This window comes from Lysobacter terrae (assembly GCF_054782215.1).
Genome location: NZ_BAAGSX010000001.1, coordinates 641,428 through 658,952 on the forward strand (window position 1 = coordinate 641,428; position 17,525 = coordinate 658,952).

Below are 17,525 nucleotides of genomic sequence, written 5' to 3' on the forward strand. Positions count from 1 at the left end.
GGCTCCAGGCCACCTTCATCGAATTCCAAAAACGGCGGGCCAAAGCCCGCGCTACGAGAAAAGATTCCATGTTCGCGACCATTCCCAGCCCCATTCCCGCTCGCATGAAAGGCCTCAATCGGGCCGAGATCTGCGACGTCAACTTCACCGATTTCGTGAAGGCCTGGAATGGGCGCAGCGACGCGAAGCCCGCCGCGCACGAGGCCATCCTCGATGGCAGCGCGCTCGACGCGCAGGGTTTTCGTGAACTGTTCGAATCGCAGCTGATCAGCCGCCATCTCGACCTGATGGCGCGCGTGCTGCGCGTGCAGAACAAGGTTTTCTACACCATCGGTTCCAGCGGCCACGAAGGCAACGCGATGGTCGCGCGCCTGACCCGCCATACCGATCCGGCGTTCCTGCATTACCGCTCGGGCGGCTTCATGGCCGAGCGTTTCCGCAAGCTCCCCGGAATGGATCCGGTCATGGATTCGGCGCTGTCGTTCGCCGCCAGCAAGGACGATCCGGCTTCCGGTGGCCGCCACAAGGTGTGGGGCAGCAAGCCGTTGTGGGTGCTGCCGCAGACGTCCACGATCGCCTCGCACCTGCCCAAGGCACTGGGCACCGCGGTCGCCATCGAAGCGGGCAAGCGCCTCGGCCATGCATTGCCGATTCCCGACGACAGCATCGCGATCTGCTCCTTCGGCGACGCCTCGTCCAATCACGCCACCGCGCAGACGGCCTTCAATGCCGCGGCGTGGACGGCGTACCAGAAGCTGCCGGCGCCGGTGCTGTTCGTCTGCGAAGACAACGGCATCGGCATTTCGGTGAAGACGCCGTCGGGCTGGGTCGCCAACCGCTTCCAGAACATGGACGGCCTGGACTACTTCTTCGCCGACGGCCTGGACCTGGCGTCGGGCTACGGCGACGTGCAGAAGGCCGTCGAGCACTGCCGCCGTACGCGTCGCCCGACCTTCCTGCATCTGAAGACCAACCGGATCATGGGCCACGCCGGTACGGACTTCGAAATCGAGTGGCGTTCGGTCGAAGAACTGTGCGCGGTGGAAGCGGCCGATCCGCTATTGCGCTCCGCCGCCATCGCGCTCGAGTCGGGGCTGATGACGAAGGACGAAGTGCTCGACCTGTACGAAGCCACGCGCAAGAAGTGTTTCGCCGCGGCCGAGGAAGCCGACCGTCGCCCCAAGCTCGACAAGCTCGAAGACGTGATCGCACCGCTCGCGCCGTACACGCCGGCGAAGGTGCAGCAGGAAGCCGAACGCGCCGACTACGCGCAGCGCCGCCTCGACGTCTTCGGTGGCGAAGCCAAGCTGCCGGAGAACCAGGCGCCGCGCCATCTCGCCATCCAGATCAACAACGCGTTGCACGACATCTTCGCCAAGTACCCGGACACGCTGCTGTTCGGCGAGGACGTGGCGCAGAAGGGCGGCGTGTACACCGTCACCAAGGGCCTGCAGAAAGCCTTCGGCGCACGTCGCGTGTTCAACACGCTGCTGGACGAAACGATGATCCTGGGCATGGCCCAGGGCTTCGCCAACATGGGCATGCTGCCGATCCCCGAGATCCAGTACCTCGCGTACTTCCACAACGCCTGCGACCAGATCCGCGGCGAAGCGGCGTCGCTGCAGTTCTTCAGCAACAACCAGTACGCCAACCCGATGGTCGTGCGCATCGCCGGACTTGGCTACCAGCGCGGCTTCGGCGGCCACTTCCACAACGACAACTCGATCACCGCGCTGCGCGACATTCCGGGCCTGGTCGTGGGCTGTCCGTCGCGCGGCGACGACGCGGCGACGATGCTGCGCACGCTGACGGCGCTGGCGAAGGTCGACGGCCGCGTCAGCGTGTTCCTGGAGCCGATCGCGCTGTACATGACCAAGGATCTGTACGAAGCCGGCGACGGCCAGTGGTTGACGACCTATCCCAAGCCCGAGGAAGCGATGCCGCTGGGCGAGGGCCGCGTATACGGTGAAGGCAACGACGACCTGGTGATCTTCACCTACGGCAACGGCGTGCCGATGAGCCTGCGCGCGGCGCGTGCGATCGAAGCCAAGCACGGCTGGAAGGTGCGCGTCGTCGACCTGCGCTGGCTGGTCCCGCTCAACGAGGCTTACATCGTCGAACAGGCGAAGTCGGCCAAGCGCATAGTCGTCGTCGACGAAGGCCGCCACAGCGCCGGCGTGGGCGAGGGCGTGATCACCGCCATTGCCGAAGGCGGCTTCGGTGCGCGTCCGTTCCAGCGGGTGGTCGGCGTCGATACCTATACGCCGCTGGCCGGCGCCGCCTTCCTGGTGATTCCGGCGGAAGAGGACATCGTCGCCGCGGCCGATCGCCTGGCCTGAGGTCCGTTGCCTGGCGCGCCGCTCAGCGCGCCAGGCCTTCCAGCAGCGGCAGTTCGCGCGCCTCGACGCCGCCCGCCTGCAGCGTCGCGCTGTCGCGTTCGAGCGGCACGACGGCGAGCGCGAAGTGGCGCCCGTCGTGGTCGGCACTGGCGATCAGGTGGCCCAGCGGGTCGGTTGCGGTCTTGAGATCTTCGCCGGGGTGCAAAGCGGATGCGGCTTCGATCAGGGCGAGGCCGCGCTTCACCTTGCCGAGGAAGTGCGTGCGCGCCACGATTTCCTGCCCCGGATAGCAGCCTTTCTTCACGCTGAAGGCATTGAGCCGGTCGAGTGAAAGCTGCTGCGGCGTCCAGTGGTCGGACTGCGTGGCGGGCAGGCGGGTCATGCCGTGTTCGAGGTCGAACGCGGCCCAGCGCGCCATCCAGGTCGGATCGTGCGAGGCCGTGGAAGCCGGCAGGATCCGCAAAGTGCGCGGGCCGCCGTCGGCGCTGAAGTCCAGTTCGATGCCGCTGCCAGCCTCGCCGGCGATTTCGTTGCCGCGCGCCTGCGCCGGCATGGCGAAAGTGCCCTCCACCCGCAGGTCGTCGCGGACCGCAATGGTGACCTTGCTGCGGAAGACGAAGCGCTGCAGCGCGGCGGCGAAGGTCACCGGGTCCGAATCCGGCGCCAGCAGCCACAGATTTTCCTCGTCGAACTTGAGCAGCGCGAACAGCGCGACCACGCGTCCTTTCGGCGTCAGCCAGCCGCTCCATTGCCAGCGGCCCGGCGCCAAGACCTTGAGATCGTTCATGAATTGCGCCTGCGCGAACGTCGCCGCATCGCGGCCGGAAAGCGCGATCACACGGTGGTCGGGAAGGCTGAAATTCAAGCCGGCGCTGGCCTGCGGGTTGTCATGCATGGGGGCGGGAATTAAGATTTTGCGCTGTGATGATAGGCCAATCCCCCCAGGAAGCCCCGCACGAGGCTGTCACGGACGGGCCCGCCGGCGCAGGTTCGCAACCCGCCCCGGACGAGTCGACAACGAAGCAGCCCCCAAAGGAATGGGGCGGACGCGAAGGCCCGGAACCGACCCGCTACGGCGATTGGGAAAAGAACGGCCGCTGCATCGACTTCTAGCTACCCGCTTCACGCTCACGCTTTTCACTTCCGCCACGCGGCTCGATGCCGCCCAGCCGAGAAACAACGCACGCCCATGGCTGCTCCCGACCCGCGCGTCCGCGAACGCCCCTTGTCGCCCCACCTCCAGGTCTACCGCTGGCAGGTGCAGATGGTGACTTCGATCCTGCACCGCGCGACCGGTGTCGTCCTCGCCCTGGGCAGCCTGTTGATGGTCTGCGCGTTCCTGTCGCTGGCCGCGGGACCGGAGCAGTGGGCGCACTTCAGCGCGTTCGCGCGCTCGCCGCTGGGCTTTTTGATCCTGTTCGGCTGGAGCTGGTCGCTGGCCTTTCACCTGCTCAACGGCATCCGCCATCTGGTGCAGGACGCGGGCTACGGCTACGCGATCGAATCCTTCGTGCGCAGCAGCTGGATTTCCGTCTTCGGCAGCCTGCTGCTGACCGTGCTGATCTGGGTGCTGGCGATGATGCAGCGGGGTGGCGCATGAGTGCTTCCAACAATCGCCTGCGCACGCCGCTGAAGACGGCGCGTGGCCTGGGCTCGGCCAAGGACGGTACGCATCATTTCGTCCTGCAGCGCATCACCGCCGTCGCGCTGGTGTTCCTGTCGCTGTACGTGCTGTGGCTGATCATTTCGCTGGTCGGCGCGGACTACGGCAGCGTGCGCGCCGCCGTTGCCCGTCCGTGCAACGCCGTGCTGCTGATCGCTTTCGTTGTCGCGACCTTCTGGCACGCCAAACTCGGCCTGCAGGTCATCATCGAGGACTACGTGCACACGCCGTGGTCGGCTACGGTGCTCCACCTGGCCAACATCTTCATCTGCGTTCTCGCGGCACTCGCCAGCGTGCTCGCCATCATCCGCATCGCGCTGGGAGCCTGAGTCGTGGCGGCCTATAAGATTCAAGAACACAAGTTCGACATGGTCGTGGTCGGCGCCGGCGGCGCGGGCCTGCGCGCCACCTTCGGCCTGGCGCAGAAGGGCCTGAAGACCGCCTGCATCACCAAGGTCTTCCCGACCCGTTCGCACACCGTGGCGGCGCAGGGCGGCGTGGCCGCGGCGCTCGCCAACATGGGCGAGGACGACTGGCGCTACCACTTCTTCGACACCGTGAAGGGGTCGGACTGGCTGGGCGACCAGGACGCGATCGAATACATGTGCAAGGAAGCGATTCCGGCCATCATCGAACTCGAGCATTACGGCGTGCCGTTCTCGCGCACCGACGACGGCAAGATCTACCAGCGTCCGTTCGGCGGCATGACCACGCGTTTCGGCGAAGGCCCGCCGGCGCAGCGCACCTGCGCTGCGGCCGACCGCACCGGCCACGCGATCCTGCACACGCTGTACCAGCAGTCGCTGGCGCACGACGCGCAGTTCTTCATCGAATACTTCGCCCTCGACCTGATCATGGACCAGCACGGCGCCTGCCGCGGCGTGCTCGCCCTGGACATGTCCGAAGGCACGCTGCATCTGTTCCGCGCGCAGGGCACCGTGCTCGCCACCGGCGGTTACGGCCGTGCCTACTTCAGCGCGACCTCCGCGCACACCTGCACCGGCGATGGCGGCGGCATGGCGCTGCGCGCCGGCCTGGGCATGCAGGACATGGAGTTCGTGCAGTTCCACCCGACCGGCATCTACGGCGCGGGCTGCCTGATCACCGAAGGCGTGCGCGGCGAAGGCGGCATCCTGCGCAACAGCAATGGCGAGCGCTTCATGGAGCGCTACGCGCCGAGCGTGAAGGACCTCGCCCCGCGCGACATGGTCTCCCGCTCGATGACCATCGAAATCCGCGAAGGCCGCGGCGTCGGCGAGCACAAGGACCACATCCTGCTCGACCTGACCCACCTCGGCCCGGAAGTCATCCACGAGAAGCTGCCGGGCATCGCCGAATCGGCGCGCATCTTCGCCGGCGTCGACGTGGAGAAGGAACCCATTCCGGTCATTCCGACCGTGCACTACAACATGGGCGGGATTCCGACCAACTACCACGGCGAAGTGGTGCAGCTGCGCGACGGCAATCCCGACGCGGTCGTCCCGGGCCTGTACGCGATCGGCGAAGCCGCCTGCGTGTCGGTGCACGGTGCGAACCGTCTGGGTTCCAACTCGCTGCTCGACCTGGTCGTGTTCGGCCGCGCCGTCGCCAACCGCGCCGCCGAAACCATCACCCCGAACGGCGCGCACGCCAAGCTCGAAGCCGATGCCTGCGACGCGTCGCTGGCGCGCCTGGACAAGCTGCGCAACGCCAACGGCGGCACCCCGACCTCGGTCATCCGCGACAAGATGCAGCGCACGATGCAGGCCGACGCCGCCGTGTTCCGCACCGGCGATACGCTGGCCGAAGGCGTGGCGAAGATGCGTGAGATCCACGCGTCCTTCGCCGACGTCAAGGTCAGCGACCGTTCGCTGATCTGGAACTCGGACCTGATCGAGACCTTCGAACTTTCGAACCTGCTCGACCAGGCGCTGGTCACCATCGTCTCGGCGGAGAACCGCAAGGAATCGCGCGGCGCCCACGCTCGCGAGGACTTCCCTGATCGCGACGATGCCAACTGGCAGAAGCACACCCTGTGCTCGATCGACGAAGCCGGCAACACCAAGATCGACTACCGCCCGGTGCACATGTACACGCTGACCGATGACGTCGCCGTGGTGCCGCCGAAGAAGCGCGTCTACTGATCCGGAGCGAGCAACGTGGCTGAATTCACTCTTCCCAAGAACTCGCAGATCCAGAAGGGCCGTCATTGGGCTTCGCCCGGCGCCAAGCAGCCGCGCGTGTTCAAGGTCTATCGCTGGAATCCGGACGACGGCATGAATCCGCGCGTCGACACCTACGAAGTCGACTTGGCGACCTGCGGTCCGATGGTTCTGGATGCGCTGATCAAGATCAAGAACGAGATCGATCCGACGCTGACCTTCCGCCGTTCCTGCCGCGAAGGCATCTGCGGTTCGTGCGCGATGAACATCGACGGCACCAACACGCTGGCCTGCACCAAGGCGATCAGCGATTGCAGCGGCAAGGGCGAACTGCCGGTCTATCCGCTGCCGCACATGCCGGTGGTGAAGGATCTGGTGCCGGACCTGACCCACTTCTACGCGCAATACGCCTCGATCAAGCCGTGGCTGCGCACGCAGAGCCCGGCGCCGTCGGACCGCGAGCGCCTGCAGTCGCCGGCCGACCGCAAGAAGCTCGACGGCCTGTACGAATGCATCCTGTGCGCCTGCTGCTCGACCAGCTGCCCCAGCTACTGGTGGAACGGCGAGCGCTACCTCGGCCCGGCGGTCCTGCTGCAGGCCTACCGCTGGATCGTCGACTCGCGCGATGAAGACACCGGCAGCCGCCTGGACGATCTGGAAGATCCGTTCAAGCTGTACCGCTGCCACACCATCATGAACTGCGCGCGCACCTGCCCGAAGGGCCTGAACCCGGCGCTGGCGATCGCGGAGATCAAGAAGCTGATGCTCGCGCGACGCGTCTGATGAGCGTCGCGATACCGGGCAGGGATTCCGGTTTCGGCACGGCGCTGAAGAAGCGCTACGTCTTCGCCATCGGCGCTGTTTATGGCTTGCTGATGCGGTTGGCCTTCGGCCTTCCGCTGTTCGCCAGCGGCGGCCGTTCCAACGCCGCCAGCGAGGCCATGCTGTGGTCGTTCGTCTGCCTGGTGCCGTTCCTGATCGGCACGCTGACCGTGTACTTCTCCGGCGGCCGCCAGCGCACGCTGGGTTACGCCTTGATCGCACCCTGGCTGCCGATCCTCGCCTTCGTGGGCGGCACCGCGCTGCTGATGATCGAAGGCAGCATCTGCATCGCCATGGCCTTGCCGCTGTTCCTCTGCATCAGTTCGCTGGGCGGCGTGGTGATGTGGGCGGTGTTGAAACTGTATCGGCCCTCGGCTTCGGCGATGAGCCTGCTGCTGATGTTGCCCCTTTTGCTTGGGCTGTGGGAGCGCGGTCAACCGCTTCCGGACCGGCTGCAGACTGCGGACGCGTCGGTGCAGATCGATGCGGCCCCTGAAGTCATCTGGGGGCTGATCAACCGCGCCGAGGCGATCCAGCCGGCCGAGATGCGCGACGGCCTGGCCTACCGCATCGGCGTGCCGTACCCGCAATCGGCGCATACCGTCGAGACTCCGCAGGGGCGCGTGCGCAAGCTGCGCTGGGACAAGGGCGTGCGCTTCGACGAGCCGATCGATGCCTGGGAAGAGAAGCGCTATATCCGCTGGCGCTACTCGTTCCTCCCGGGAGCCATTCCGGCGGATGCGCTGGATGAACATGTGGTCATCGGCGGCAAGTACTTCGACCTGGTAGACACGTCTTATCGCCTGACGCCCGAAGGGCAGGGAACGCGCCTGGACATCCACGTGACCTATCGTGTGAGCACGAATTTCAACTGGTACGCGGATGTCTGGGGAAAGCTGCTGGTGGACGACGCGGCCGCTACCATCCTGCAGTTCTACAGGCACCGCGCGGAAGCGATCACTGCTGGCCGGAGCTAGATCACTCGGGGGGGCGATGGCATCAAGTTCGATTTTTCTACCTGCCGTGGCGATGGCGGCGCTCACCTTCGTGGTGTGGTGGCGCATGTACTTCACCCGCATCGGCCAGATGAAGCGCGAGCGGATCCACCCGCAGGCGGTGGCGTTGTCCGCGCAGGTATCGGCGCGTCTCACCGACAGCCGCGCGGCCGACAACTTCCGCAACCTGTTCGAGTTGCCGGTGCTGTTCTATCTCGCGCTGGCGGTGGCTGCGCTGGCGGACCTGGTGACCGTGCCGCTAGTGGTGCTGGCCTGGCTCTTCGTAGCGCTGCGGATCGTGCACAGCTGGATCCAGTGCACCTACAACAAAGTGATGCATCGCTTCTACGTCTACGTCACCGGCGGCATGGTGCTGTGGGCGATGTGGGGCATGCTGGGTTACGGACTGCTGAGCGAATGAACGAATCCGACGAAGCCGAGCTGCGGCGCCTGCGCTGGAAGTGCCGACGCGGGATGAGAGAACTCGACCAATTGTTCGGCCGCTACCTCGATCGCGAATGGCGGCAGAGTTCCCAGGCCGAGCGCGGCGTTTTCCTACGCCTGCTGGAAACCGAGGACGATAGGCTGTGGCACTGGTTCATGGGCCACGAGACTGCCGACGATGCCGACATCCAGACGCTGGTCGACCGCATCCGCGCCTTGCCGCCTTGAGTGGCGTCGCTCACGCGTTCTTGTCATTGCCTTGGGCGCGCTTGGCCTTCTGGCGGATATTGCGGCCGTCGCGTCCCAGCTGCCCTGGCAGGCTTCGGTTCCGCTCGCGCTGGCGGCGTTGACGCAGGCGACCCTGTTGGCGCGACGCGAACGGCGGCGTCCGGTTCGCCTGATCGTGATTCCGCCGGGAAACAGCGAAGCGACGATCGACGGCCAGCCCATGCAGGCGCTGGAAGTGCGCTGGCGCGGGCCGCTGGCCTTTCTGCGCTGGCGCAGCGCCGATGGCCGTCGCGCGTACCTGCTGGGGTGGCCGGATAACCTGAGCGCCGCCGCGCGGCGTGAACTCCGGCTGGCTATGGCCGCACGCGTCCCGCTGCGTACACCGCGTTCGATGGCACCATAGCCGCTTCGCGCCCCGCGCCCCGGCTGTAGATCCGACCCGGCATGTTCAAACCCGTTCCCGTCGCCATCGGCTTGCGCTATCTGCGCGCCAAACGCCGCAATGGCTTCATCTCCTTCATCTCGTTCGCGTCGATCGTCGGCATCGCGCTGGGCGTCGCGATCCTGATCACCACGATGTCGGTGATGGGCGGCTTCCAGCGCGAAATCCGCGATCGCATGCTGCAGATGACCGCGCATGCGACGGTCAGCGGCTACGGCGAACCGGTGCAGGACTGGCCGCACGCGGTCGAGGTCGCGCTGATCGACAAGCGCATCGCCGGTGCCGCGCCGTACGTGGAGAAGGAAGCGCTGATCTCCGGCGCCCGCAACCAGCCCGCGCTCGTGCGCGGCGTGCTGCCGGCGGAGGAGGGCAAGGTCTCGGTGCTGCCGCAGAAGATGGTCGAAGGCAAGCTCGACCAGCTCACCCCCGGCAGCTTCAACATCGTGCTTGGCCGCGAACTGGCGCTGTGGTTGGGTGTAGGCGTCGGCGACAGCGTGATCGTCACCACCTCGGACTTCCGCAGCACGCCGATGGGGGCGATCGCCACGCAGAAGCGGTTCCAGGTCAGCGGCATCTTCGAGGCGGGCTACAACGATTTCGACAAGGGCCTGGCCGTCGTCAACATGCAGGACCTGCAACGCGTGCTGCGGATGGGCGAGGGCGTCACCGGCGTGCGCCTGAAGCTGCACGACATGGACAAGGCCTTCGAGGTCGCGCGCGATCTCGCGCTCGAACTCAAGGGGCCGTACACCGTCAGCGATTGGAGCAGCGAGAACGCCAACCTGTTCCGTGCGCTGAAGATGGAGAAGACCATCATGGCGATCCTGCTGGCCTTCATCATCGGCATGGGCGCCTTCAACCTGGTCAACTCGCAGGTGATGCTGGTTACCGACAAGCAGGCCGACATCGCGATCCTGCGCACGCTGGGCCTGACGCCGCGCGGCGTGATGCAGGTATTCATGGTGCAGGGCACCCTGATCGGCGTGATCGGCACCACCATCGGCGTCATCGGCGGCATCCTGCTGACGCTCAACCTGGAGCACGTATTGCATGGCATCGAGTACGTCTTCGGCGTGCAGCTGTTGCCGGAGGACGTCTATTACATCACCGGCCTGCCCACCGATCTGCAGGCGCACGAGGTGGTGCTGACTGCGGTCACCGCATTGCTGATGGCATTCCTGGCGACGGTATATCCGGCCTGGCGCGCGGCACGTACGGCTCCGGCGGAGGCGCTGCGCTATGAGTGAGAATGCGATGAACAGCGCTACCCGCGACGCCGCCAACGAGGCGGTGATTCACGCCGAGCACCTGGGCAAGACCTACGCCGAAGGCAAGCTGCGCACGCCGGTCTTCGATGGCCTGTCGCTGTCGGTCGCCAAGGGCGAAACCGTGGCGATCCTGGGCGCTTCCGGCGCGGGCAAGAGCACGCTGCTGCATTTGCTTGGCGGCCTGGATACGCCGACCGCGGGCGAGGTCTACGTCTCGGGACAGAAGATGAGCGCGCTGTCGGACGCGGCGCGTGGCGCCTTGCGCAACAAGTCGCTCGGATTCGTCTACCAGTTCCATCATCTGCTGCCGGAGTTCACGGCGCTGGAAAACGTGATGCTGCCGGTGCTGCTCAACGGCACCGCCGTTGCGGACGCCTCGCAGCGGGCGAAGGCGTTGCTGGAATCGGTAGGCCTGGGACATCGCCTGGAACACAAGCCGGGCGAGCTTTCGGGCGGTGAACGCCAGCGCGCGGCCGTGGCGCGTGCGCTGGTCAATCGTCCGGCCTGCGTGCTGGGCGACGAGCCTACGGGCAATCTCGACGAGAAGACCGCCGCCACCGTGTTCGAACTGATGCTGGCGCTCAATCGCGAGCATCACACCAGCCTGGTGCTGGTCACGCATGCGCGCGCGCTCGCGCGGCGCATGGATCGGGTGCTCGAGTTGCATGAAGGCAAGCTTCGGCAGCTGCAGCGCGACGAGGTGTAGGTCTTAGCGAAGGAGCGCAACCCATAATGCAAGTGGCAAGGACGCCACCATTCAACCCTCCCGCACTGGGAATCTCCGCCGCGCTGGCGCTGCTGGCGGGCGTGGTCGCCTGCTTGTGGCTTCCCTGGCTGGCGCCCTGGGGTGTATCGCTGGCCTTGCTGCTCGCGGGATGGTGCGGCTGGTGTGGCTGGCCGCCGCTGCGCGGGCGCGATTCGGTGCCTTGGCTTCGATCGGTCGCGCGCGTCGCCGGTGCCTTCGTCTGCGGCTTCGCGCTCACCGGTGTGCACGGGGCGTACTCGCTCGCCGTGCAGCTGCCGGCGTCGCTGGAGAAAAGCGAGCTCATCGTCAGCGGGCGCATCGTCGACCTGCCGGAATACGAACCGCGCCGTATCCGTTTCCTCTTCGCGGTGGATGCCGACGGTTGTGAGCAGTCCGACCTTCGCGGCCGTGTACTGCGGCTGTCCTGGTACGACGAGCATCACGCCGACACCAAACCGCGACAACGATTGCGTGCAGGGGAGCACTGGTCGCTACCGGTGCGTCTGCGGGCGCCGCGCGGTCTGCGCAACCCGGGTGGAAGCGATGCCGAAAAATTCGCCCTCGCGCAGCGCCTCACGGCTACCGGCTATGTCTACGCCCCTGCAATGGCGCGGCGTGTCGCGCCCGCGAGCGGACTGCTGGCCTGGCGCGAGACGATGTCCGACCGCATCGCCGCGCAAGTGCCGGCGTCGTCGACGCGTTTCCTCCGCGCATTGGCTCTGGGCGATACGCGCGCGCTCGACGATGACGATTGGACGGTGTTGCGGGCGAACGGACTGACCCACCTCATCGCGATTTCCGGATTCCACGTAGGACTGGTTGCCGGTTTCGCCGCTCTGCTCGCACGCGGTTTGTGGTGGTTGCTGCCGGCATTGGCACGGCGCTGGCCGCTGCCCGCGGCGGCAGCGCTTGCCGCAGTCGCCGGCGCTACCGGCTATGCCGCGGCGGCGGGCTTCGCCCTGCCCACCGTGCGCACGGTGTTGATGATCGCGGTGGTCGCGGCCGCGCGCGCGTGGCGACGGCCGGCGCGTGCACCCCAGGCGCTGTCGCTGGCGGCGATCGCGGTGATCCTGTTCGATCCGCTGGCGGTGATCGGCGCGGGGTTCTGGCTCAGCTTCCTGGGCGTGGCCTGGCTGCTGTGGTGTCTGCCCGATGGGGGCCAGCACGTCGTGCGCGAGTTCCTGTCGGCGCAGGGTGCCGCTACGTTGGGCCTGTTGCCGCCCAGCGTCGCCCTGTTTGGGCAGGCGTCGCTGGCCGGACCGGTCGCCAATCTGCTCGCCGTGCCCTGGTGGAGCCTGGTCGTCGTTCCGCTCGCGCTCGCCGGCTTGCTGCTGGAGACCGTGCACGCAGGTGCAGGCGCGTGGGCGTGGCGCTGGGCCGCCTGGTGTTTCGATCTGACCTGGCCCTTGTTCGAGCGGTTGTCGCGCAGCGGATTGTCGCTGTGGTGGCTGCCGGAGCCGCGCTGGTTCGCTTTGCCGCTGGCGCTGTGCGGCGCCTTCTGGCTGCTGCTGCCGCGGGGCATGCCCGGAAAATCGCTGGCGTTGCTGCTGTGGCTGCCGTTGCTCTGGCCGGACCGCGATCTGCCCAACCCCGGCGAAGCGGAACTGCTGGTGATCGACGTGGGGCAGGGGCTCTCCGTCCTGGTACGCACCCGGACACATGCGGTGCTCTACGACATGGGCCCCGCGGTCGAGGACGGTTTCGATGCGGGCGAACGCGCAGTTACGCCGGCGTTGCGCGCACTGGGCGTACGTCGCATCGATCGGGCGGTCATCAGCCATGGCGACTTCGACCACGTCGGCGGCTTTGCGGCGGTGCGCAGGGAATTCCCGGTGCTGCGTACGCAGGCGCCGGAAGGTGTGCGCCTGCCGGGCATGCCGCCGTTCCCGACCACGCCCTGTCGGGCGGGGGACCATTGGAATTGGGACGGCGTGGAGTTCCGCTTCCTGCATCCGCCCGCGCATTTCCCCTACCTGGCGAACGAGTCCAGCTGCGTTCTTCACGTACGCGGCAGGAACGGCTCGGCGCTGCTGACCGGCGACATCGGCGAGGTCATCGAGCGCGACCTCGTGCGCCTGTATCGGCAGGAGCTCGCTTCCGACGTCGTGCTCGTCGCCCATCACGGCAGCGGCGGATCGTCCGACGCCGCCTTCGTCGACGCCACGCATCCGCGCTACGCGCTGGTGTCGTCCGGTCACGGCAACCGCTTCGGCCACCCGCGGCCCGAGGTGTTGCAGCGCTGGCAGCACGCGGGCGCGCACACGCTCGATACGGCGACCGGTGGCGCCCTGCGCGTGGGGCTGCGCGCCCGCGGCGTAATGGTCGAAACGCGACGCGGCGCACAGCCGCGCTGGTGGGACGCGGCCCGCAGGCCTTGACGTCGGCCGTGAACGGCTTGATTGCCGGGTTCCCGGCCCCGAAATATCGCCACCGTGAGGTCCGCTCCGTATGCTAGCGGCCTGATGTCCCGACCCACCTTGGGACATACCCCTTAGGTGTACCCCTTAAGAGCGGCCGCGGGCCGGAGGTTTGCGAGTGCTGGAACTGGTCAAGGCCGGCGGTTGGCCGATGATTCCGCTGATCCTGTTGTCCGTGCTGGCGCTGACCATCGTCGTCGAGCGCGCCTGGACGCTGCGCCGCCGCGCGGTGCTGCCGCCGGGACTGGGCAAGGAAGTGCGGACGTGGGCGGCGGGCGGCAAGCTCGATCCGGCCCATATCGAGTCACTGCGCGCGACTTCGCCGCTGGGCGCGCTCCTGGCCGCTGCGCTCGACGTACGCAACCGTCCGCGCGATCAGATCCGCGAACGCATCGAGGACGTCGGCCGCCATCTGGTACACCGCATGGAGCGTTATCTCAATACGCTCGGCACGATCTCGGCCGCCGGCCCGCTGCTGGGCCTGTTCGGCACCGTCGTCGGCATGATCCAGATGTTCCTGGGCATCCTCGACCACGGCATCGGCGACGTGAACCAGCTCGCCGGCGGCATCGGCAAGGCGCTGGTGTGCACGGCCACGGGCATGATCGTCGCGATCCCGGCGCTGATCGCGCACCGCTGGTTCCGCGGACGCATCGCCGAGTACATCGTCGACATGGAACACGAAGCGATCCAGTTGCTCGACACCATCGAGCCGCGTCCGGCATCGGCCCGCATGGCCCCCGGCACGCACGGCATCACCCCGCCGGTCGGCACGCCTTGAGTTCCGCCGATGCGCATTCGTGACCACCGCAAGGACGACGAACCCGAGATCAACCTGATCCCGCTGATCGACGTCATCCTCACGCTGATCATCTTCTTCGTCGTCACCACCACCTTCGACGCCCGCTCGGTGCTCAAGCTGCAGTTGCCCAAGGCGACCGGAGAAGCCGCGACCGACACCACGCGCGCACTGAGCGTGCTGGTGAACGCCGACGGCCGCTACTTCGTCGACGACCGCGAAGTGCTGCGCGACGACGTCGAGTCGCTCAAGGCCACGCTCGCCGAAGTCGCCGGCAGCGACCGCGAGCGCAAGGTCCTGCTGCGCGCCGACGCGCGTACGCCGTATCAGGCCGTGGTCACGGCCTACGATGCACTGGGCCAGCTCGGCTTCCGCCAGATCATGCTCGCGACGTCACCGGAGACGGCCAACCCGCGCGGCGCGAGTTCGCAAGGGAAGGCGCAGTGACCTCCACCGCCTCGCCGTGGTCCATCTACCGGCGATTATTGGGACTGGCCCGTCCGTACCGGATGATCCTGTTCATCGCCTTCATCGGCCTGATGCTGGAAGGCGCGGCGGCGGGTGCCTTCGGCCTGCTGACCAAGCCGATGGTCGACGAGACCTTCGTCGCCAAGAACCAGGAATTCAGCCTGCTGCTGCCGCTGGCGATCGTCGGGATCTTCGTCGTGCGCGGCATCGCCGGTTACATCACCGACCTGTACATGGCCAAGGCGGGGCGCGGCATCTCCCGCGACATGCGCACGACCGCGCTGGGCAAGTACCTGCGTCTGCCCGGCGCACGCTTCGACAGTGAACCGGTGCCGTCGATGCTGATGCGGCTGGGCTCCGACAGCGACCAGGTCGCGCAGGCCGCAATCGATTCGGCGAAAGTGATGCTGCAGCAGTCGCTGCAGGTCATCTACATGCTCGGCGTGATGCTCTACGCGAGCTGGCGCGTCACCCTCGCCGTGTTGCTGCTCGGTCCTGTAATCGCGTGGATGATGGACAAGGTCGGGCGCCGCTATCGCCGTTTCGGCCATCGCGTGCAGGAGAGCGGGGCGCAGCTGCTGCTGTCCGCCGACCAGGCCTTGTCGAACCAGCAGGAAGTGAAGATCTACGGCGCGCAGCCGGCTGAGCTGAAGCGTTATTCGGAGCAGGCCAACCACCATCTCAAGCTCAGCCTCAAGATCGAGGCCACTCGCAGCATCTCCTCCGCTGTGGTGCAGTTGACCGGCGCGGTGGGGTTGGCGCTGCTGCTGTTCTTCGCCGGCCGCGAAGCCGCCGCCGGACGCCTCAGCGCCGGTGGTTTCGTGCAGTTGATGATCTCGATGCTGGCGATCATTCCCGCGCTGAAGCAGCTGACCAACGTGCAGGGATTGCTCCAGCGCGGCATCGCTTCGGCGGAACGCCTGTTTTCCGTACTCGATGCGCCCGACGAACCGGATGCGGGCACGCGCCCGATCGAACGGGCCAAGGGGCTGCTCGAATTCCACGCCGTGCAGGCGCGTTATCCGGGCCAGACGCGTCCGGCGCTCGCCGATGTCAGTTTCACCGCGAGGCCGGGCACGGTCACGGCGATCGTGGGGCGTTCGGGCAGCGGCAAGTCATCGTTGATCAAGCTGATCCCGCGCTTCTATGAACCGGAATCGGGGAGCATCGAACTCGACGGCCATCCCCTGCACGAGTATCGCCTTGCCGATCTGCGCCGGCAGATCGCCATGGTCGGCCAGCAGGTCATGCTGTTCGGCGGCAGCGTCGCCGAGAACGTCGCCTACGGCGAATTGCAGGACGCCGGCGACGAGGCGCTGGATCGCGCCGTGCGCGGCGCGAATGCGATGGAATTCATCGAGCAGCTCCCCGAGGGCCTCGCGACCCACATCGGCGCGAAGGGCAACAAGCTCTCCGGCGGCCAGCGCCAGCGCGTCGCCATCGCGCGCGCGATGTTGAAGGACGCGCCGATCCTGATCCTGGACGAAGCCACGGCCGCGCTCGACACCGAGTCCGAACGCCTGGTGCAGGACGCACTCAATCATCTGATGCCCAACCGCACCACGCTGGTGATCGCGCATCGCCTCTCGACCATCGAGCACGCCGACCAGGTGCTGGTGATGGACCAGGGACGCATCGTCGAACGCGGCACGCACGCGCAATTGCTGGCGCAGGGCGGGCTGTACGCGCACCTGCACCGCATGCAATTCCGCGAGGGCGAGTGAGCCGATGGCGAGCGGACAACGTCCCGCGTACTGGTATGGCGAAGCGCGCGTGCCCTGGGGCGCGCGCATGTTGTCCGGGATCTATTCGGCGATCACCGGACTGCGCCGACGGCTGTACGCGAAGGGCATCCTGCGCAGCTGGCGCAGCGAGGTGCCGGTGCTGGTCGTCGGCAACATCAGCGTCGGCGGCACCGGCAAGACGCCGCTCACCATCGCGATGGTGCGGCGTCTGCAGGCCGAAGGCTTCAAACCCGGCGTCGCCAGCCGCGGTTACGGCCGCGAGGAACCTTCGCAGCCGCGCTGGGTAGACCGCGAAAGCAATCCGGCCAAGGTCGGCGACGAGCCCGCGCTGATCGCGCTGCACACCGGCGCCAAGCTGCGCGTCGACCGCGACCGCGTGGCCGCAAGCAAGGCCTTGGTGAAGGCAGGCTGCGACGTCATCGTTTGCGACGACGGCCTGCAGCATTACCGTTTGGCACGCGACATCGAGATCGAAGTGATCGACGGCCGCCTGCGCTATGGCAATGCGCAGCGGCTGCCGGCGGGGCCGCTGCGCGAGCCGGTCGAACGCGCGCAACGGTGCGACTTCCGCGTCGTCAATCTCGGCGGGGGTGCGCCCAATGGCGGCAATGCGTCGTCAGGCAATGCCGGCGCGGGTTTCGGCGAATGGCCGATGAAATTGTTGGCCGAGCATGCAACGCCGATCACGGGCGGGCGTGCGCGTCCTTTGGCCTCGTTCGCGGGTCAGCGCGTGCATGCGGTGGCCGGGATCGGCGATCCCGAGCGTTTCTTCGCGATGCTGCGCGGCTTCGGCATCGCGGTGGTGCCGCATGCGTTCCACGATCATCACCGCTATACGGCGGCCGACTTCGAGTTCGGCAGCCGCCTGCCGGTGCTGATGACGGAGAAGGACGCGGTGAAGTGCGCCGAGATCGCGCGCGACGACTGGTTCAGCGTGCCGGTGACTGCGGAGCTGCCTGAAGCGTTTTGGGTGGCATTGCTGGGCAAATTGCGCGCCGCCCACGGCTGA

18 protein-coding genes are annotated in these 17,525 nt (G+C 67.1%); 17 read left to right on the forward strand and 1 reads right to left on the reverse strand.

Features of this window, described 5'->3' with window-relative positions; genetic code table 11:
• Window positions 1–68 precede the first annotated feature (68 nt).
• The gene (locus ACYVJ8_RS03130) at window positions 69–2,339 is read left to right on the forward strand and encodes a thiamine pyrophosphate-dependent enzyme (RefSeq protein ID WP_460709429.1); all 2,271 of its coding nucleotides are present in this window, start codon (window positions 69–71) and stop codon (window positions 2,337–2,339) included.
• A gap of 22 nt (window positions 2,340–2,361) precedes the next feature.
• Here the strand turns inward: ACYVJ8_RS03130 and ygfZ are convergent, their stop codons facing one another.
• The gene (gene ygfZ / locus ACYVJ8_RS03135; protein WP_460709430.1) at window positions 2,362–3,234 is read right to left on the reverse strand and encodes a CAF17-like 4Fe-4S cluster assembly/insertion protein YgfZ; all 873 of its coding nucleotides are present in this window, start codon (window positions 3,232–3,234) and stop codon (window positions 2,362–2,364) included.
• Window positions 3,235–3,263: 29 nt separating this feature from the next.
• Here ygfZ and ACYVJ8_RS03140 point away from each other — a divergent pair, with 29 nt between their 5' ends.
• From ACYVJ8_RS03140 to lpxK, 16 genes are all read left to right on the forward strand, one after another.
• On the forward strand, window positions 3,264–3,452 hold the full coding sequence (locus tag ACYVJ8_RS03140) for a DUF1674 domain-containing protein (RefSeq protein ID WP_460709431.1): 189 nt from the start codon (window positions 3,264–3,266) through the stop codon (window positions 3,450–3,452).
• Between the two features lie 76 nt (window positions 3,453–3,528).
• Window positions 3,529–3,939 (forward strand): succinate dehydrogenase, cytochrome b556 subunit, encoded by a 411-nt coding sequence (gene sdhC, locus ACYVJ8_RS03145; RefSeq protein ID WP_460709432.1) that lies wholly within the window; start codon window positions 3,529–3,531, stop codon window positions 3,937–3,939.
• Entirely contained in the window at window positions 3,936–4,331 is a 396-nt protein-coding gene (gene sdhD, locus ACYVJ8_RS03150) for a succinate dehydrogenase, hydrophobic membrane anchor protein (protein ID WP_460709433.1), read from the forward strand. Before sdhC ends, sdhD begins: the two co-directional genes overlap by 4 nt.
• Window positions 4,332–4,334: 3 nt before the next feature.
• Window positions 4,335–6,125: a succinate dehydrogenase flavoprotein subunit gene (gene sdhA, locus ACYVJ8_RS03155; RefSeq protein ID WP_460709434.1), complete on the forward strand. Its 1,791-nt coding sequence runs from the start codon at window positions 4,335–4,337 to the stop codon at window positions 6,123–6,125.
• Window positions 6,126–6,140: 15 nt separating this feature from the next.
• On the forward strand, window positions 6,141–6,926 hold the full coding sequence (locus tag ACYVJ8_RS03160) for a succinate dehydrogenase iron-sulfur subunit (protein WP_460709435.1): 786 nt from the start codon (window positions 6,141–6,143) through the stop codon (window positions 6,924–6,926).
• Window positions 6,926–7,942 (forward strand): SRPBCC family protein, encoded by a 1,017-nt coding sequence (locus ACYVJ8_RS03165; RefSeq protein ID WP_460709436.1) that lies wholly within the window; start codon window positions 6,926–6,928, stop codon window positions 7,940–7,942. The genes ACYVJ8_RS03160 and ACYVJ8_RS03165 overlap by 1 nt, the downstream gene beginning before the upstream one ends.
• A 16-nt stretch (window positions 7,943–7,958) precedes the next feature.
• A complete protein-coding gene (locus tag ACYVJ8_RS03170; RefSeq protein ID WP_460709437.1) occupies window positions 7,959–8,381 on the forward strand; it encodes an MAPEG family protein in 423 nt (140 codons plus the stop codon).
• A complete protein-coding gene (locus tag ACYVJ8_RS03175; RefSeq protein WP_460709438.1) occupies window positions 8,378–8,632 on the forward strand; it encodes an FAD assembly factor SdhE in 255 nt (84 codons plus the stop codon). Before ACYVJ8_RS03170 ends, ACYVJ8_RS03175 begins: the two co-directional genes overlap by 4 nt.
• Window positions 8,583–9,035: a hypothetical protein gene (locus ACYVJ8_RS03180; RefSeq protein ID WP_460709439.1), complete on the forward strand. Its 453-nt coding sequence runs from the start codon at window positions 8,583–8,585 to the stop codon at window positions 9,033–9,035. Before ACYVJ8_RS03175 ends, ACYVJ8_RS03180 begins: the two co-directional genes overlap by 50 nt.
• 41 nt (window positions 9,036–9,076) lie before the next feature.
• The gene (locus tag ACYVJ8_RS03185) at window positions 9,077–10,321 is read left to right on the forward strand and encodes a lipoprotein-releasing ABC transporter permease subunit (RefSeq protein WP_460709440.1); all 1,245 of its coding nucleotides are present in this window, start codon (window positions 9,077–9,079) and stop codon (window positions 10,319–10,321) included.
• Window positions 10,322–10,328: 7 nt separating this feature from the next.
• Complete coding sequence (gene lolD / locus ACYVJ8_RS03190) at window positions 10,329–11,048, forward strand: lipoprotein-releasing ABC transporter ATP-binding protein LolD (RefSeq protein ID WP_460709441.1); 720 nt, start codon at window positions 10,329–10,331, stop codon at window positions 11,046–11,048.
• Between the two features lie 26 nt (window positions 11,049–11,074).
• Window positions 11,075–13,465 carry a DNA internalization-related competence protein ComEC/Rec2 gene (locus tag ACYVJ8_RS03195; RefSeq protein WP_460709442.1) on the forward strand — a complete coding sequence of 797 codons (2,391 nt, stop codon included), beginning with the start codon at window positions 11,075–11,077 and terminating at the stop codon, window positions 13,463–13,465.
• A gap of 157 nt (window positions 13,466–13,622) precedes the next feature.
• Window positions 13,623–14,285, forward strand: coding sequence for a MotA/TolQ/ExbB proton channel family protein (locus ACYVJ8_RS03200; protein ID WP_460709443.1), 663 nt, complete (start codon window positions 13,623–13,625; stop codon window positions 14,283–14,285).
• Window positions 14,286–14,294: 9 nt separating this feature from the next.
• A complete protein-coding gene (locus ACYVJ8_RS03205) occupies window positions 14,295–14,750 on the forward strand; it encodes an ExbD/TolR family protein (RefSeq protein WP_460709444.1) in 456 nt (151 codons plus the stop codon).
• Window positions 14,747–16,495 (forward strand): lipid A export permease/ATP-binding protein MsbA, encoded by a 1,749-nt coding sequence (gene msbA, locus ACYVJ8_RS03210; RefSeq protein ID WP_460709445.1) that lies wholly within the window; start codon window positions 14,747–14,749, stop codon window positions 16,493–16,495. The genes ACYVJ8_RS03205 and msbA overlap by 4 nt, the downstream gene beginning before the upstream one ends.
• A gap of 4 nt (window positions 16,496–16,499) precedes the next feature.
• Entirely contained in the window at window positions 16,500–17,525 is a 1,026-nt protein-coding gene (lpxK, locus tag ACYVJ8_RS03215) for a tetraacyldisaccharide 4'-kinase (RefSeq protein WP_460709446.1), read from the forward strand.

Coding starts and splice junctions, on each gene's coding strand:
- ACYVJ8_RS03130 (WP_460709429.1), top strand. CDS start 69: ATGTTCGCGACCATTCCCAGCCCCATTCCCGCTCGCATGAAAGGCCTC.
- ygfZ (WP_460709430.1), bottom strand. CDS start 3,234: ATGCATGACAACCCGCAGGCCAGCGCCGGCTTGAATTTCAGCCTTCCC.
- ACYVJ8_RS03140 (WP_460709431.1), top strand. CDS start 3,264: ATGATAGGCCAATCCCCCCAGGAAGCCCCGCACGAGGCTGTCACGGAC.
- sdhC (WP_460709432.1), top strand. CDS start 3,529: ATGGCTGCTCCCGACCCGCGCGTCCGCGAACGCCCCTTGTCGCCCCAC.
- sdhD (WP_460709433.1), top strand. CDS start 3,936: ATGAGTGCTTCCAACAATCGCCTGCGCACGCCGCTGAAGACGGCGCGT.
- ACYVJ8_RS03165 (WP_460709436.1), top strand. CDS start 6,926: ATGAGCGTCGCGATACCGGGCAGGGATTCCGGTTTCGGCACGGCGCTG.
- ACYVJ8_RS03170 (WP_460709437.1), top strand. CDS start 7,959: ATGGCATCAAGTTCGATTTTTCTACCTGCCGTGGCGATGGCGGCGCTC.
- ACYVJ8_RS03175 (WP_460709438.1), top strand. CDS start 8,378: ATGAACGAATCCGACGAAGCCGAGCTGCGGCGCCTGCGCTGGAAGTGC.
- ACYVJ8_RS03180 (WP_460709439.1), top strand. CDS start 8,583: ATGCCGACATCCAGACGCTGGTCGACCGCATCCGCGCCTTGCCGCCTT.
- ACYVJ8_RS03185 (WP_460709440.1), top strand. CDS start 9,077: ATGTTCAAACCCGTTCCCGTCGCCATCGGCTTGCGCTATCTGCGCGCC.
- lolD (WP_460709441.1), top strand. CDS start 10,329: ATGAACAGCGCTACCCGCGACGCCGCCAACGAGGCGGTGATTCACGCC.
- ACYVJ8_RS03195 (WP_460709442.1), top strand. CDS start 11,075: ATGCAAGTGGCAAGGACGCCACCATTCAACCCTCCCGCACTGGGAATC.
- ACYVJ8_RS03205 (WP_460709444.1), top strand. CDS start 14,295: ATGCGCATTCGTGACCACCGCAAGGACGACGAACCCGAGATCAACCTG.
- lpxK (WP_460709446.1), top strand. CDS start 16,500: ATGGCGAGCGGACAACGTCCCGCGTACTGGTATGGCGAAGCGCGCGTG.